Origin of the sequence: Virgibacillus sp. L01 (assembly GCF_052246775.1) — a bacterium.
Classification (GTDB): domain Bacteria; phylum Bacillota; class Bacilli; order Bacillales; family Amphibacillaceae; genus Lentibacillus.
Map to the genome: position 1 here is coordinate 15,409 of NZ_JBQQCP010000018.1, position 15,964 is coordinate 31,372.

The following is a 15,964-nucleotide window of genomic DNA, read 5'->3' on the forward strand; positions in this document are numbered from 1 at the left end:
TATATTAAAATCCTTTTGGGATGAGGAAACCATAGTTATACAGATCGGTATAAAGGACCTGCTTCCTTAATTTCGTTACTTGCTAACTTAAATTTCTTAAAGTTTTCATGAAATTTCATTGCAAGTGATTTTGCTTCCAGATCATACGCAGATTTATCTTCCCACGTATTCTTTGGTACAAGTACTTCATCAGGTACACCAGGTACATGCATTGGAATTGTAAGGCCAAAAACATTATCGTGGGTAGTTTCAACAGTATTGAGTTCTCCTTCTAACGCTGCGTGTATCATTGCCCTTGTGTATGACAGTTTCATACGTTTTCCAATTCCATAGGAACCACCAGTCCAACCAGTGTTAACCAAAAATACATTAGAGTTATATTGGTCTATTTTATCGCCAAGCATTTTTGCATATGTTGATGGTGCTAATGGCAGAAATGGTGAGCCAAAACATGCTGAGAAAGTTGCTTGTGGCTCTGTTACGCCTCTTTCTGTACCAGCCAGTTTGCTCGTGTACCCACTTAAAAAGTGATACATTGCCTGTTCTTTCGTTAATTTGCTGATTGGTGGCAATGTTCCGGATGCATCAGCTGTTAGAAAAATTATTGTGTTAGGATGACCAGCAATACTTGGTGAAGTAATATTATCAATATTTTCAAGTGGATAGGCTGCTCGTGTGTTTTCAGTTAATGATGTGTCATCATAATCAGGTAACCGTGAATCTTCTTCAAGAATTACATTTTCAAGTACTGAACCAAATCGAATAGCATTGTAAATTTGTGGTTCTTTATCCTGAGACAGATTGATACATTTTGCGTAGCAGCCACCTTCAATGTTAAAAACACCATTTGGACTCCATCCATGTTCATCATCGCCAATTAAACGGCGGTATGGATCAGCAGATAATGTTGTTTTACCAGTTCCGGATAGACCGAAGAACAATGCAACATCACCTTCCTGGCCAACATTCGCTGAGCAATGCATGGATAAAATGTCGCGTTGTGGCAATAGGTAATTCATTATCGAAAAAATGGATTTCTTGATTTCACCAGCATACTCGGTACCACCAATTAAAATGATTCGTTTTTTAAACGATATCAGGATAAACGTTTCAGAATTTGTCCCATCCACCTCTGGATCTGCTTTGTATGTAGGAGCAGACACAACAGTGAATTCGGATTGATGGGTCTTTAATTCTTCATCTGTCGGCGTAATGAATAATTGGCGAGCAAATAAATTATGCCATGCATATTCGTTTATAACCTCGATGGGCAAGCGGTACTTTTCATCAGCACCAGCATATCCTTTAAATTGAAATAGCTCTTCCTTGTTCTTTAAATAGGTGATAACTTTCTCGTAAAGTCTTTCGAATGACGCTTCATCTATTGCTTGATTCACCAAACCCCAATCGATAAATTCTTCACAAATATCGTCACGTACAATGAATTTGTCTTTGGGAGAACGGCCAGTATATTCACCAGTAGTCGCACAAACCGCTCCTGTTGCGGTTAGCATACCTTCTTTACGTGATAAAATCTTTTCAACTAAATTAGGTACAGCAAGGTTTTTTTGTAAATTATTATGCGAAAGTAAATCTTTTAAAAATAGTGATTGTTCCACCGTTTTCATTTGTAATACCTACCTTTTTGATGGATTTGTATGGAAAGGCGATAACGTTCAATTATCTAATTATCTAAATCTAATCATTAGTATAACACATTAATCAAAATAGTCCATACTAATAATGTGATTATTTATATGAATTTTTAGTGGCAATCGTGTATGTGACTAGCAAATAGTTGACATCGCAAGGCTATTTCGATACGATAATTGTCGAACGGACACTCTCTTATTCAGAGTTGGTGGAGGGACAGACCCTGTGAAGCCCGGCAACCGTCACATTAGTGAAAAGGTGCTAATCTGGTGCAAGGATGTATCCTTGAACAATAAGAGCGAAAGGCCACAATTCCTTTCCTCATGAATGCAGGGAAGGTTTTTTGTTTGCAGTTTGGAAAGTTTAAATTTTTTCGTACTGTATAAGCCGGGTTTTCTAATTAAAACATATTTTAATAATGGACATATACTGAAAAGATAGAGTTCCGTACCATAAGTTTAGGGGAGGATTTAGCCAAATGGCTTCGAATCGTCGGTTATTTACATCTGAATCTGTAACGGAAGGACACCCTGATAAAATTTGTGATCAGATATCAGATGCAATTTTAGATGAAATTTTATCAAGTGATCCAAATGCCAGGGTAGCATGTGAAACAACTGTGACAACAGGGTTAGTATTAGTGTCAGGAGAGATTACTACTTCTACATATGTAGATATTCCTGCTATTGTACGTCAAACAATTAAAGATATCGGATATACAAGGGCAAAATTTGGCTTTGATGCTGATACATGTGCAGTACTTACAGCGATTGACGAACAATCTGCTGATATTGCTGGTGGAGTGGACAATGCTTTAGAATCTCGTCAAGGTAAAATGAGTGATGAGGAAATCGCCTCAATTGGAGCGGGTGATCAAGGGCTTATGTTTGGCTTTGCCTGTAATGAAACAGAGGAATTAATGCCTTTAGCAATTTCGCTGGCACATAAATTGGCAAAGCGGTTAGCATATGCGCGTAAAGAGAACATATTGGATTACTTGCGTCCCGATGGTAAAACACAGGTAACTGTTGAATATGACGAACATGATAATCCTGTAAAGGTGGATACCATTGTTATTTCAACGCAACATCATCAGGATATAGCTTCAGAACAAATAGAGAAAGACTTGATCGAACATGTGATTCGTCCCGTTGTACCAGCGAATCTGCTGGATGAATCAACAAAGTATTTCATTAACCCGACAGGTCGCTTTGTTATTGGTGGCCCACAAGGGGATGCAGGCTTGACAGGTCGTAAAATAATTGTTGACACATATGGCGGCTATGCGCGCCATGGCGGAGGTGCGTTCAGCGGGAAGGACTCCACTAAGGTAGATCGTTCCGGCGCATACGCAGCTCGTTATGTAGCCAAGAATATTGTAGCAGCGGATCTTGCAAAAACGTGTGAAGTTCAAATAGCCTATGCAATTGGAGTTGCTGAACCGGTTTCCATTGCAATCGATACTTTTGGAACTGGTGTTGTGAGTGAAGAAGCTTTGGTTACAGCGGTTCGCAAGTTATTTGATTTGCGTCCAGCCGGTATTATTCGAATGCTCGACTTACAACGTCCAATATTCAGGAATACTGCAGCATACGGGCATTTTGGCAGAACAGATATCCTTTTCCCTTGGGAGAAAACAGATAAAGTAGAAGAATTGCAAGCATTAGTTAAAAAATAATAGGTGAAAGTAGAAAGGTATTGCTCATGCAATATCTTTTTTTATTTGGCGAAAACTTTTAATTGATTTTACTCGTATATATAGTAGGAACGTTTTGAAGGGAGTGTGTAAGTCATTGAATGAGAACGAGTCCAAACTTATTAAGAAAATAAAGAAAGGTGATCAGCAAGCCTTTAAGCGTTTATATGAAAAACACGTAGACTATGCACTTCGAACAGCCTACTCGATTACGAAAAACAGAAGCGATGCCTCGGACATTGTTCAAGAGACATTTATTAAAATCTACCGTAATATTGAATCTTTTGATGTGAAGCGACCATTTAAACCGTGGTTTTATCAAATATTATTAAATGAAAGCAGGAGTTATATATCGAAAAGGTCTAAACAGGCAATCAATATTGAATCGGATCGGTTACTCGACCAGTTACACCGTAATGCCGAGAACAAGCGGCAATATGATGAGTTGGAGCTGGGGCTGGATGAACTAGATGATAAGGATCGTACAATCCTGACATTAAAGTATTTAAATGGCTTTACCGAGAAGGAAATTGCCAAGATGCTAGACGCAAATGTTAATACGATAAAGTCAAGGCTTTATAAAGGAAGAAAACGGTTAAAAGTTGCGATGGGAGGGATGAAGGATGAATGAAAAAGAGTTGGATAAAAAAATAGAAGATAAACTTACAAAAAATACAAACACGGCTCCGGAATTAAAGAGTGAGACATGGAATAAAATTAACAAGGAACTATTTCCTTCTCACGACTCCCGTAAAAAGAAAGGTAAGAAAGCTATTATCTCCGGACTAACTGCTGCTGCTATCGTTGCAATTGCTGTTTTCGGCATGACAGATCCAGGTCAGGCAATGATACAAAATCTGAAGGATATGTTTGTTGAGGAGAAGGAGCAGGAGATTGAAATTGAAGGGCATAAGGAAGATACCGACGTACAGCTGGAAGCAAACGAAGAGCTCCGGTATGTCATCTATATTGATGATTCACGCTATAAGATGGTTGAAGGAGATAGCAGTGATCGCATTGTTCCCGAGCAGGAACTGGCAGACAGGTATCCGGAAGTTTCGATGGAGATTGTGCGTAAGGACGCAACCACCGAAGAGATGGTCGAATCCATTAAGAACGCTTTGGCGGACAACAAAATGGAATTGAGACAAGAAGAACAAGTTAATGCCCCTATTAATGGTGTCGTGATCAGAGGGATTGGTCCCGGATATACGAATGAGTCCGGAAAAACAGGACAGCAATGGGACACACCAGTACTAAAATATTATATAACAGAAACAGAAAATGACCAGGTGTTTGTTATTAAACAAAGCTATTTCTTAGAGGCAGCTGAAGGTCATGGTGCAAGATTTGATTACATGCTAAAAAGCTTTGAGATCGTTAACTAAACCCAATTTTGTCTAATAAATTTTGAAATGGAAATACTTTTAATAACTATAAATAAAAAAAGTAAACACATCTCAAATTCAGCAAAGACTATCATAATAAATTTTTACAAGAAAGAGGGATAAACAATGTGTGGCTTTATAGGTATTCTACGTAATAATCCTGGCAAACCAAATGAAGTATATAAAAATCTATTTAGGGATCAGAATAATAGTATGTCTCATAGAGGCCCTGATGATGAAGGTTATTTTCACGATGACTTTGTTTCTTTTGGATTTCGAAGGTTAAGTATAATTGATATAGAATATGGGGCGCAGCCTTTGAGCTATGATGATAAAAAATTGTGGCTTGTTTTTAACGGTGAGATATACAATTACTTGGAATTAAGGAACGACTTACAGGCTGAGGGATATAAATTTACAACAGAGTCTGATACGGAAGTGATAGCTGCATTATTTTCGAAACATAAGGAAGATGCATTTCAGTTCCTCAGGGGCATGTTCTCCATATTGATTTGGGACAAAGAGCAGGAAACTTTTTACGGTGCCCGCGATCCATTTGGTATTAAGCCGCTATTTTACCATGAGATAGGGGAGGGAATCGTATTTGCCTCTGAGAAGAAGAGTATTACGTTATTAATGGAAAATGAAGAAGTCAATAATGAGGCATTACAGCACTACCTAAGTTTCCAATTTGCACCTGAACCAATGACGATGACAGCTGGGATTAATAAAGTTGAACCTGGTCATTACTTTGTTAAAAGCCCTGGTAAACCAATTGCTTTCAAACGATATTGGTACGTTACATTTAATCCGGTCCTAATGGAAAGAAAGGACTGGATAAAACGAATTCAGGATGTCATGTATGACTCTGTCAGTAAGCATTTGCGTAGTGATGTTCCTGTTGGTTCATTTTTATCCGGTGGTATCGATTCGACGATTATCGTAGCAATGGCAAAAAAAATCAATCCAAACATTAAAACGTTCTCTGTTGGTTTTGAACGTGAAGGTTATTCGGAGATTGATGTGGCAAAAGAAACAGCGGACAAATTAAACGTTGAAAATATATCTTATATTATTTCACCAGAAGAGTATGTTGAAAAACTGCCGAAAATTATGTGGCATATGGATGACCCACTAGCAGATCCATCTTGTGTACCGCTATACTTTTTGGCTCGTGAAGCTAGCAAACATGTTACCGTTACGTTGTCAGGAGAAGGTGCAGATGAGCTATTTGGCGGATATAATATTTATCGGGAGCCAGAATCATTAAAAATGTTTAATTCTATTCCAGCACCAGCTAAAAGTCTATTGGCACGAGTAGCAGAAGTTCTGCCTGAAGGTGTACGTGGAAAGAGCTTTCTGGAACGTGGAACCACGCCACTATGCGAACGATACATTGGAAATGCGAAAATGTTTGAGGATAAAGAAAAAGACCAGATTCTAAAAGTGTATAATGGAAATACATGTTATCAACAGATTACAGGAAAGTTGTATGACCGTGTGCGAGATTTTCCACTTGTGGATCAAATGCAATATGTGGATATTCATACATGGATGCGTGGTGACATTTTATTAAAAGCAGATAAAATGACGATGGCCAACTCTTTGGAACTACGTGTACCATTCCTTGATAAGGAAGTTTTCAAGGTAGCAAGTGAGTTACCTGTTGCTATGAAAATTGCAAATGGTACTACGAAAAACATTTTACGTGAGGCTTTCCGAGGTATTGTTCCTGACCATGTAATTGATCGTAAAAAGCTTGGATTTCCGGTTCCGATACGGCATTGGCTGAAAGATGAGCTTAATGACTGGGCCAGAAATTTAATACAGGAGAGTCAAACTGATCATTTACTGAATAAGTCCTATATTGTCAATTTGCTTAACGCCCATTGTCAGGACAAAGGTGATTACAGCAGAAAAATATGGACAGTTCTTATGTTCATGCTTTGGCATCAAATTAATATCGAAAATAAGTTTGATATCAATGAGTTGAGTAAACCAGATCAAGCTTTTGAATTACTTTCAAAAGAATCGATAGTCTAAAAAGGAAACAGGCGCATGGTTAAGTATACCTATACCGCCTGTTTTTACTTATTGGCTACTATTTTTCCAAGTCCAGGTTTGTATTATGTTTGTAGTATTGCCCTTTTTCAACATACGAATTTCTTACTCGTTCCATTTCATCATAGTCCTTGTCTGTAAGTGTACGGACAACTTTAGCTGGTCTTCCTAAAGCCAATGAATGAGGCGGTATTTTTTTACCTGGTGGTACGAGACTTCCAGCCCCGATAAAGGCATGTTCACCTATTTCTGCACCATCAAGTATCACAGACCCCATTCCAATAAGTGAATTGTTACGTATTGTACAGGCATGAAGTGTTACCTGATGACCAACTGTCACATCATCTTCTACTGTAACAGGCATGTTAGGACTTTGATGAATCAAAGAAAGATCCTGAATGCTCACTCGTTTACCGATCCGTGTAGGTGCAACATCTCCGCGAATAACAGTGTTGAACCACACATTTGATTGCTCGCCGATAATAACGTCACCGATGACTGTAGCATCGTTTGCAATAAAAACAGAGTTATGAATTTCAGGTTTATTATTTTTATAAGAATGTATCATTTGAATCCCCCTAAAAAATATGGTGATATAGGTAGTATAGCAAAATTTTCATACAATTATCGAATGATTGTCTTGGGAACGGAGGAACTTAGTTGGAGTACAAAATACCAAAAACATCATTAACTTTAATGGCAACAGTCTATCGTAAAATCTTCCCAGCAGTGAATACGGAATTAGCTTTTTGGCAAAAACGAGCAAATCAAATTCCGAATCAAGAGTTACGAACACAGGCACTCGCGAGTATTAAATCAAAGCGATTTCATTGCCTGGGTGGTGCTGTCTATGCATTGTTAGCTGGGCATAAATGGAAAGAAGCAATTCGTTTTATTGTTGCTTATCAAACAGTTAGTGACTATTTGGACAACCTTTGTGACCGAAGTACTTCGATGGATCCTGATGACTTTGATTTACTGCACCAGGCAATGATTGATGCTCTAAGTCCGGGAAATTCAATAAAAAATTATTATGAACTTCGCACAGACCGAGTTGACGGGGAATACTTAGCCGATCTCGTACGAACCTGTCAAAAGATTTTTCGGAATCTGGGTGAATATGATATTATTCGTGATTATATTTTGAAACTGGAACAACTATATGGGGACCTTCAGGTGCATAAACACGTTAAGGAAGATGAGCGCATCTCCCGGTTGAAGAATTGGTATGAAGCAAATAAGGAAGATTCATTAAGCTGGTATGAATTTTCTGCTTCGGCAGGATCTACTTTGGGCATTTTTTGTCTCGTAAGCTACACGTTAGGTGGTTACATGACCAAGGAGCTTGCCGACAATATTAATAATAGTTACTTCCCGTATGTTCAAGGTTTACATATTTTGTTGGATTATTACATTGACCAAGAGGAAGATAAGCTTGAAGGAGATCTGAATTTCTGTAGTTTCTATGATAATCATAAACAAATGAAGAAACGCTTTATCTATTTTATAGAACAGGCCGCTAAACACGTCCATTCTCTTCCGAATTCGGGTTTTCATGAAATGGTTTATCAGGGTCTAGTTGGTTTGTATTTAGGAGATCCTAAGGTGAAAAAGCTTGAAGACGGAACACAAATGACTGAGGATTTGTTGCATATAAGTGGAAAAAGTGCTCGTTTCTTCCATTGGAACACTAAGTTATATTATAAATTTAGAAAACCCCGGGATTGATTTCCCGGGGTTTATTGTAGCGGACACACTTTACTTTGATAGATGTAAAATAGGGAATTATCACTACGAATTCCGAGCAATGATTCTCAATAAATTCGAACCTCATCGCCTTTGTCTGCTGAAGAAGTGTTCCGCCTTTTTTAAAATAGCTAGTTCCTCTTCTGATTCTGTTAATTTCTTATCTTTCTCTTCTAACTGTTGTTCTAGTTGCTTGACACGATCTTCAGCTACAACAGGCTCATTTTCAAATTCACGATAATGCTTCATCCATTCATGAAGACTGCTTAGTGGAATCTGCAGCTCATCCGCAATATCCGTCATAGTCTTCTTTTGACATTGTTCTTGTGCGTACTTAACGGTTTCTTTCTTGAATTTTTCACTGTATCTTTGTCGATGTTCGCCCATTGGAAATCCTCCTCATCATAACAACTATTGATTTTAATTAAATTGATGTCCACTTCTTGATGAGCTCGTACTTTTATTCCGATTGTGTGAGATCATGTAGATACCTTCGCCAAAAATCAGATATTAATTTCTCTTTTGAATCGCCAGTATAAATGGGGGGTCATTTTTTTGGTTAATAAAACCATAGTAAAGCACATGGAACAATTTTTGATCAAGCAAGTGCACGTATCTTACCAATTGTTCCTTTTCTGATTCTCCACCTTCATGTCCGTGGTAAACAACGAGTACAACAATTCCATTTTGCTTCATATGGGATAGTATACCTTCAACAGCTAATATAGTTGACTCACTTCTGGTTATGACTGATTTGTCACTTCCAGGCAAATAGCCAAGGTTAAAAATAGCTCCGCCAAGTTTGGTTAACTTATCAACTGGCATATGATGAATAAAATTGCTGTGACTATCTTTTATGATGGTTGCATTGTTAGATTTATTTTGGGCGAGTCGATTTTTAGTATTTGTAATTGCTTGATCCTGAATATCAAATCCAAATACATGACCATTATCCCCAACTAGTTTAGTTAGAAAAAGGGTGTCGTGACCATTTCCGCAAGTGGCATCAATAACTGTATCGCCTTTGTCTACGGATTCTTCCAGAAGATGATGTGTAAAATTTAATATACCTTTTAGCATTTTAGATAGATGGCTCCTTAGTAGTTCTATGATGTAATTAGTTTAGCATAGCACGAAATGGAGGGGAAAGTAAGTTGATTATTAGGTTGTAATAGTGTACTATTTACCTATAACACTAATACGCTTGGAGGTTATATGTATATGATCAGTAGTGCATTTAAAGGCTTGTATATTAAAGAATGGAAAATGATGAAAGGGTTTTATATTGGTCAGTTTATCGTGGCTTTAATTATCGTGATAGTAGCTGATGCTATGAGTGATGCTTCCATTTTTGAATCGCTTGTAGGCTTACTAACGTTTGGTTTTATTATTTTGCCTGGTGCGGTGTTATACAGCTTGAATACAGAGACGAATCAATTAGAAATATTTTTACATAATCCACAATCAATTCATAAAATGCTCTTCGTCAAATTTTTAAATGGCTTGTTTTTTGCGTTTAGTTTTTTACTACTATTAGCTGTTATCGCGGTCAGCTTTGAAATGATCTGGGGCGCATCAATTCAAAGTGGTCTAGATTCTTTCTCGTTTTTGCTTATTCTTATTATCAACATGGTAGTTGTTTCAATTTACCCCACGGTGATACTTGTCTTTTTCTGGACGTTGCACCAAATTTGGCGTACCTATATACATGGATTAAGCATTGTAGCAGTTGTTCTCTTATTAATTATTGGTGTACAGCTGATGGGCGTACTCCGGTCTACTAATTTCTATGACGTATTAACGAAATGGGGAGTAATTTCTATTCCGAATGATCACTCAGGTGATTATTTATCAATATCTTTTGTTCCTGGCCAAATTAGTGGAGGTGTAGATGCTACTATCTTTTTTGGATTATATGTATTTTACGGATTGTTAGCCCTGTTATTATATGGGGTCTCTGCATACCTACTAGATCGTAAAGTGGAGGTATAGATATGGGGATAGATTTTGATGAGAACAAACCAATATATCAGCAACTAATTAACCGAATCTCCAGTGAAATTATCCGGGGGGACAGATCAGTCGGTGGAAAACTCCCTTCAGTTCGAGAGTATGCTTTGGAAGCGGGAGTTAATGCCAATACAGTGCAGCGGGTGTATCGGGAACTGGAAAATTTGGAAATCGTTGAGACAAAACGTGGTCAAGGGACATTTGTGACAGGTAACCAAAATAGATTAAGCGATTTGCGAGAAGGAATGAAGTTAGAATTCATTCAGCAATTCATCCGTGATATGAATGATATGGGATACAGTACAGAAGAAATGATAAAGGGGATCAAATCTGAAGGGCGGGGAAGTAAATGATGCAATTGGACCAAGTGACAAAGAAATATTTTGCCCGTAAGGCGGTTTACCGCTGTACATTAACAATTGAGCCAGGTAGAATAATTGGGCTTATTGGTGAAAATGGGAGTGGTAAGACAACCATACTAAAGTTGCTTGCTGGGTTAATCCGGCCAACAAAGGGAAATGTACTAATTGATTCCAAACAAGTTAACAGAAGTGTTAGTGAAATGCTAGCATATTTAACGGATATGGATTCCTTTTACCCATATTTTACAATAGAGGAACTGATTGATTTTTATAACAGTCAATTTAAAGACTTTGACAAAAACAGAGCTTTAGAGATTGCTGTCTTTATGAAATTGAACATAAAGCAGAAAACAAAATATTTATCAAAAGGGAACTTAAGCAGAGTAAAGATAGCCGTTACGCTTTCACGGAGAGCCCCATATGTTGTGTTAGATGAACCATTTTCAGGACTTGATCCGATGGTTCGAAAATCAATTATTAAAAGTATAATCAATTTTGTTGACCTACAGAAACAGACACTTATCGTGACTACCCATGAAGTATCAGAAGTGGAGCCTATTCTCGATGAAGTAGTTCTTTTAAAGGAAGGCATGATTATAGCACATAAATCAACTGATCAGGTACGGGAGGAATATGAGATGGATGTCGTTGATTGGATGGAGCGTGTTCATGAGTCAACGGAGGTATATGTGTAAGTGCTTGACAAACCAGTTTTCTTTGATTAGAATTCGATATAAATAAGTAAACGACGATGAGAAGGATTATTAATAAATTTATTCAGGCTTAGCGAGGCAGTGGCTGGTGTAAACTGCTCCTGAAGATTTATGAACTCACCTTTATAAAGTTGCAGAAATGAACGGAAGTAGTTTCTGTCGTAAATCTGCGTTAAGGATACAAGTGAGCGCAGCAGTTTAGCGTTAATTTGGGTGGTACCGCGGGAGTAATAGCTTCTCGTCCCTTTCGATTGGGATGAGTAGCTTTTTTTATTCGTTTTGTTAAAGGAAAAAGGAGGAAATAGCAGTGAGTTTTAACCATCAGGAAATTGAAAAAAAGTGGCAAAATTATTGGGAAGAGAATAAAACATTTCAAACAAATACTTATTCAAATAAAGAGAAGGTATATGCGTTAGACATGTTTCCATACCCATCCGGAGCGGGATTGCATGTCGGTCATCCAGAAGGGTATACAGCAACTGACATCTTCTCGCGGATGAAGCGGTTGCAGGGTTATGAAGTACTGCATCCGATGGGCTGGGATGCGTTTGGCCTGCCTGCAGAACAATATGCGCTTGATACAGGTAACAGTCCGGCAGAATTTACCGCACAAAATATCGAAACATTTAAACGGCAAATCCAGGAGCTTGGATTTTCATATGACTGGGACCGTGAAATCAATACGACAGATCCCAATTACTATAAATGGACACAATGGATTTTTACAAAACTATATGAACATGGGCTTGCTTACATGGACGAAGTGGCTGTTAACTGGTGCCCAGCTCTTGGGACAGTTTTAGCTAATGAAGAAGTAATTGATGGAAAAAGTGAACGTGGTGGACATCCAGTTGTGCGAAAACCAATGAAGCAGTGGATGCTTAAAATCACCGCCTATGCTGATCGTCTACTGGAAGATTTAGATGAAGTGAATTGGCCGGAAAGCATTAAAGATATGCAGCGTAACTGGATTGGCCGATCAGAAGGTGCTGAAGTAACATTTGGAATTGATGGGTATGATGAGGAATTTACTGCATTTACAACAAGGCCGGATACTTTATTTGGCGCAACTTACGCCGTATTGGCACCAGAACACCCTTTGGTGGAGACGATTGTATCGGGAGAACAAAAAGATGCTTTAGATTCTTATATGAAGGAAATTCAAACAAAATCCGATTTGGAACGTACTGACTTGGCTAAAGATAAAACAGGCGTATTCACAGGTGCATATGCAATTAATCCGGCAAATAATGAAAAAATGCCAATTTGGGTTGCGGACTATGTGCTGATGTCTTATGGAACTGGTGCCATTATGGCAGTTCCAGCACATGACGAACGAGATTATGAATTTGCAACCAAATTTGAGCTGCCAATTGTTGAAGTTGTTGCAGGAGGGGACGTCACCAAGGAAGCATATGTTGGTGATGGAAAACATGTCAATTCTGATATTTTGAATGGAATGGATAAGGAAGAAGCCATCACTACGATGATCGGATGGCTTGAAGAGAGTAACAAAGGTGAAAAAAAAGTAACCTATCGTCTTCGTGACTGGTTATTTGCCAGACAGCGTTACTGGGGAGAGCCAATTCCAATTATACATTGGGAAGACGGCACAATGACAGCTGTTCCTGATGAGGAATTGCCAGTTGAACTGCCAAAAATGAAAGAATTCAAACCTTCTGGAACAGGTGAATCTCCATTGGCTAATAACAGCGAATGGGTTAATGTTGTTGATCCTAAAACAGGAATGAAGGGGCGCCGCGAGACAAACACAATGCCGCAATGGGCTGGCAGCTGCTGGTACTTCCTTCGATTTATTGATCCGGATAACCCGGACAAACTTGCTGATCCAGAAGCATTAAAAGAGTGGTTGCCAATTGATATCTATATCGGTGGAGCCGAGCATGCTGTTCTTCACCTGTTATACGCACGTTTCTGGCATAAATTTTTATATGACATTGGAGTTGTTCCAACGAAAGAACCGTTTATGAAGTTGTATAACCAAGGTATGATTCTTGGGGAAGGCAATGAGAAAATGAGTAAATCTAAGGGCAATGTTGTTAACCCTGATGATATTATTGCTTCACACGGGGCTGACACGCTCCGTTTATATGAAATGTTTATGGGGCCATTGGATGCAGCGGTTGCCTGGTCTACCAATGGTCTGGACGGATCACGTCGTTTCCTTGACCGTGTTTGGCGCTTGATAGTAAACGAAGATGGGAGTCTCTCTGAGAAAATCAGTAACAGCAGCGAAAATTCTTCGTTGGAGAAGGTCTATCATGAAACAATAAAAAAAGTAACGGAGGATTTTGAGAACCTGCACTTTAACACTGGCATTTCACAAATGATGGTGTTTATAAATGAATCCTACAAGGCAGAAAGTCTTCCAAAACATTATATTGAGGGCTTTGTGAAATTAATTTCTCCTGTTGCTCCGCATCTTGCAGAAGAATTGTGGAATCGTCTGGGAAATACTGAAACAATCACTTATGCTACCTGGCCAATCCATGATGACGCTAAACTTGAAGAAGAAGAGGCAGAAGTCGTTTTACAGGTTATGGGTAAAGTTCGAGCTAAAATTAAGGTAGCAAAAGATGTTTCAAAAGACGAACTTGAAAAACAAGCATTGGAAAATGATAAAATACAGGATTGGCTTGAGGGAAAAACAATTCGCAAAGTTATTGTAGTACCTGGTAAGCTGGTTAATATTGTAGCAAATTAGAATTAAAGGATCTCTTCTGCATCTATAGAAGAGATCCTGCTTTTTAATTAGACGGTACCCATTCAGTTTTTAAAACTATCCATTCCCCATTTTCGTAATACCAAACCGTTTCAACTGTTCCTAATTGATCTGCATGGTAAGCACCACTAATTTGCTGATAACTCTTTAACCCGTATCCTTTTTGCTTGCTGATTATTACGGGATCAAAGAAGGCTATTGGATCAACCATTGCTGGTGATTTCTCTTCTATCAGTTTTCCTTCTTTATTATATATTCCAAGCTGAATATATTCTGAAGCTCGATTTTCAACGTCAACAATATATGGTTCTTCCTCTGGAGAGATTTGTATTTCTACTTTAAAGTCTTCTTTAAATTCACCTTTCACATAAGGCTGTTCAGGTAGGGGGATTTCTTTCAATTTGTCATTCTTTAATGTGTGTAAGTGGTAGTAGTACAACCCCCCACTTCCACCAGTTGCACTCTGATAAAAAACATCATTAACCCTGTCGTGATTAAGGTCAATAAATTGTAACTCTGGATCATACCCACCCTCGTATGGAATTTTCCATTCTTGCTGATTACCAGCTGTTATTTCGGTCCAAATATCCCTGAAATAATCTGTATCGTGTGAAAATAAAATTCCTTTTAATAGTATTGTATCTTTTTGAGAGTCTCCTGTTATTTCTTCTTCATACTTGGCAATTGTTTTTGGAGTTGGTGCGTTGTTCTGCTGATCCGCTGCATTTGTATTGATTGGTACTAGCAAAAAAAGCAATCCAACTGCTGTGATGAAATACTTGATATAAATCACCTCACTGATGTTTAGTTGATTTATTTTGTGTTAGATAGTTGCAACCTATTCATACGTGGGGTTAAGATGAATTATATACTAATAAAAAGGATGGTTTTAAATGGATGATATTAATGAAGTCACCCCAAAGGAAGTGGAAAAGTTAATTGAAGAGGACAATGATACAGTTGTCTTGGATGTACGGGAGGATGAAGAAGTAGCACAAGGAAAGATACCAAATGCCAAGCATATTCCACTCGAAAAAATTCCGCATTCAATGAATGATCTAGATAAAGGTAAAGATTATGTATTAGTATGCCGCTCAGGTAATAGAAGTATGACCGCTGCATCGTTCATGGATGAACACGGTTTTAAAGTATCAAATATGGCTGGTGGAATGATGAATTGGGACGGAGAGGTTATAGTCTAGTTTGTGTTTTAAAGTTAGTGGATAATATTTCCATACACTTTGTGAAAATCGATTGCAATATACCGTTGACTTTTTTGGTTAGCGGTAGTAATATTGATTCTGCTGTCAAAAAAACAGCAAACGAGAAATGTTGATTTTAGTTGGCAGTTAAACCAGTACAGCATAAGTATAAGCTTGGTGTTAAGCTAAGTTTTCTAGTATTGACAATAAACATCAACGATGATATAATTTTTATGCTGTCGAAATAAATAGATTAACAGTGTAATTTGCTCCTTGAAAACTGAACAAAACAACCAGTATGTCAAGAAAACAGGTTAAAAAAGTTAAACTTTTAAACCCTGATTTCAATTTTTAAAGCTAAGACAACAATGATTGATTGGTGTCAATCAT

At 38.0% G+C, this 15,964-nt stretch carries 15 protein-coding genes, 1 riboswitch and 1 other annotated feature; of the genes, 10 read left to right on the plus strand and 5 right to left on the minus strand.

Going from position 1 to position 15,964, the window contains the following annotated elements; all coding sequences use genetic code 11:
* Positions 1-35 precede the first annotated feature (35 nt).
* On the minus strand, positions 36-1,628 hold the full coding sequence (gene pckA, locus ACTWQM_RS19700; protein WP_443259837.1) for a phosphoenolpyruvate carboxykinase (ATP): 1,593 nt from the start codon (positions 1,626-1,628) through the stop codon (positions 36-38).
* A 217-nt stretch (positions 1,629-1,845) separates the two neighbouring features.
* Positions 1,846-1,952: riboswitch (SAM riboswitch) on the plus strand.
* Between the two features lie 179 nt (positions 1,953-2,131).
* Between pckA and metK the strand changes: the two genes are divergently transcribed.
* From metK to asnB, 4 genes are all read left to right on the plus strand, one after another.
* Positions 2,132-3,331, plus strand: a complete 1,200-nt coding sequence (gene metK, locus ACTWQM_RS19705; protein ID WP_443259838.1) for a methionine adenosyltransferase — start codon at positions 2,132-2,134, stop codon at positions 3,329-3,331.
* 115 nt (positions 3,332-3,446) lie between these two features.
* Complete coding sequence (locus ACTWQM_RS19710) at positions 3,447-3,980, plus strand: RNA polymerase sigma factor (protein ID WP_443259839.1); 534 nt, start codon at positions 3,447-3,449, stop codon at positions 3,978-3,980.
* Entirely contained in the window at positions 3,973-4,737 is a 765-nt protein-coding gene (locus ACTWQM_RS19715) for a hypothetical protein (RefSeq protein ID WP_443259840.1), read from the plus strand. The genes ACTWQM_RS19710 and ACTWQM_RS19715 overlap by 8 nt, the downstream gene beginning before the upstream one ends.
* 126 nt (positions 4,738-4,863) lie before the next feature.
* The gene (gene asnB / locus ACTWQM_RS19720) at positions 4,864-6,780 is read left to right on the plus strand and encodes an asparagine synthase (glutamine-hydrolyzing) (protein WP_443259841.1); all 1,917 of its coding nucleotides are present in this window, start codon (positions 4,864-4,866) and stop codon (positions 6,778-6,780) included.
* Between the two features lie 58 nt (positions 6,781-6,838).
* Here the strand turns inward: asnB and ACTWQM_RS19725 are convergent, their stop codons facing one another.
* Positions 6,839-7,366 (minus strand): gamma carbonic anhydrase, encoded by a 528-nt coding sequence (locus tag ACTWQM_RS19725; protein ID WP_443259842.1) that lies wholly within the window; start codon positions 7,364-7,366, stop codon positions 6,839-6,841.
* A 92-nt stretch (positions 7,367-7,458) separates the two neighbouring features.
* Here ACTWQM_RS19725 and ACTWQM_RS19730 point away from each other — a divergent pair, with 92 nt between their 5' ends.
* On the plus strand, positions 7,459-8,526 hold the full coding sequence (locus ACTWQM_RS19730; protein WP_443259843.1) for a tetraprenyl-beta-curcumene synthase family protein: 1,068 nt from the start codon (positions 7,459-7,461) through the stop codon (positions 8,524-8,526).
* Between the two features lie 102 nt (positions 8,527-8,628).
* On the opposite strand, the gene ACTWQM_RS19735 is transcribed toward ACTWQM_RS19730, so the two are convergent.
* Both ACTWQM_RS19735 and ACTWQM_RS19740 read right to left on the minus strand, forming a co-directional pair.
* A complete protein-coding gene (locus ACTWQM_RS19735) occupies positions 8,629-8,931 on the minus strand; it encodes a transposase (RefSeq protein WP_443259844.1) in 303 nt (100 codons plus the stop codon).
* Between the two features lie 123 nt (positions 8,932-9,054).
* Positions 9,055-9,624 (minus strand): class I SAM-dependent methyltransferase, encoded by a 570-nt coding sequence (locus ACTWQM_RS19740; protein ID WP_443259845.1) that lies wholly within the window; start codon positions 9,622-9,624, stop codon positions 9,055-9,057.
* A 141-nt stretch (positions 9,625-9,765) separates the two neighbouring features.
* Between ACTWQM_RS19740 and ACTWQM_RS19745 the strand changes: the two genes are divergently transcribed.
* From ACTWQM_RS19745 to leuS, 4 genes are all read left to right on the plus strand, one after another.
* Positions 9,766-10,536 (plus strand): hypothetical protein, encoded by a 771-nt coding sequence (locus ACTWQM_RS19745; RefSeq protein WP_443259846.1) that lies wholly within the window; start codon positions 9,766-9,768, stop codon positions 10,534-10,536.
* 2 nt (positions 10,537-10,538) lie between these two features.
* Entirely contained in the window at positions 10,539-10,907 is a 369-nt protein-coding gene (locus ACTWQM_RS19750) for a GntR family transcriptional regulator (protein WP_443259847.1), read from the plus strand.
* Positions 10,904-11,611, plus strand: a complete 708-nt coding sequence (locus ACTWQM_RS19755) for an ABC transporter ATP-binding protein (protein WP_443259848.1) — start codon at positions 10,904-10,906, stop codon at positions 11,609-11,611. Before ACTWQM_RS19750 ends, ACTWQM_RS19755 begins: the two co-directional genes overlap by 4 nt.
* Before the next feature lie 47 nt (positions 11,612-11,658).
* Positions 11,659-11,878: a binding site (T-box leader), on the plus strand.
* Between the two features lie 58 nt (positions 11,879-11,936).
* On the plus strand, positions 11,937-14,354 hold the full coding sequence (gene leuS / locus ACTWQM_RS19760) for a leucine--tRNA ligase (protein ID WP_443259849.1): 2,418 nt from the start codon (positions 11,937-11,939) through the stop codon (positions 14,352-14,354).
* Between the two features lie 43 nt (positions 14,355-14,397).
* Here the strand turns inward: leuS and ACTWQM_RS19765 are convergent, their stop codons facing one another.
* Positions 14,398-15,120, minus strand: coding sequence for a hypothetical protein (locus ACTWQM_RS19765; RefSeq protein ID WP_443259850.1), 723 nt, complete (start codon positions 15,118-15,120; stop codon positions 14,398-14,400).
* A 145-nt stretch (positions 15,121-15,265) separates the two neighbouring features.
* On the opposite strand from ACTWQM_RS19765, the gene ACTWQM_RS19770 reads away from it, so the two are divergent.
* Complete coding sequence (locus ACTWQM_RS19770; RefSeq protein ID WP_443259851.1) at positions 15,266-15,574, plus strand: rhodanese-like domain-containing protein; 309 nt, start codon at positions 15,266-15,268, stop codon at positions 15,572-15,574.
* Positions 15,575-15,964: the final 390 nt, after the last annotated feature.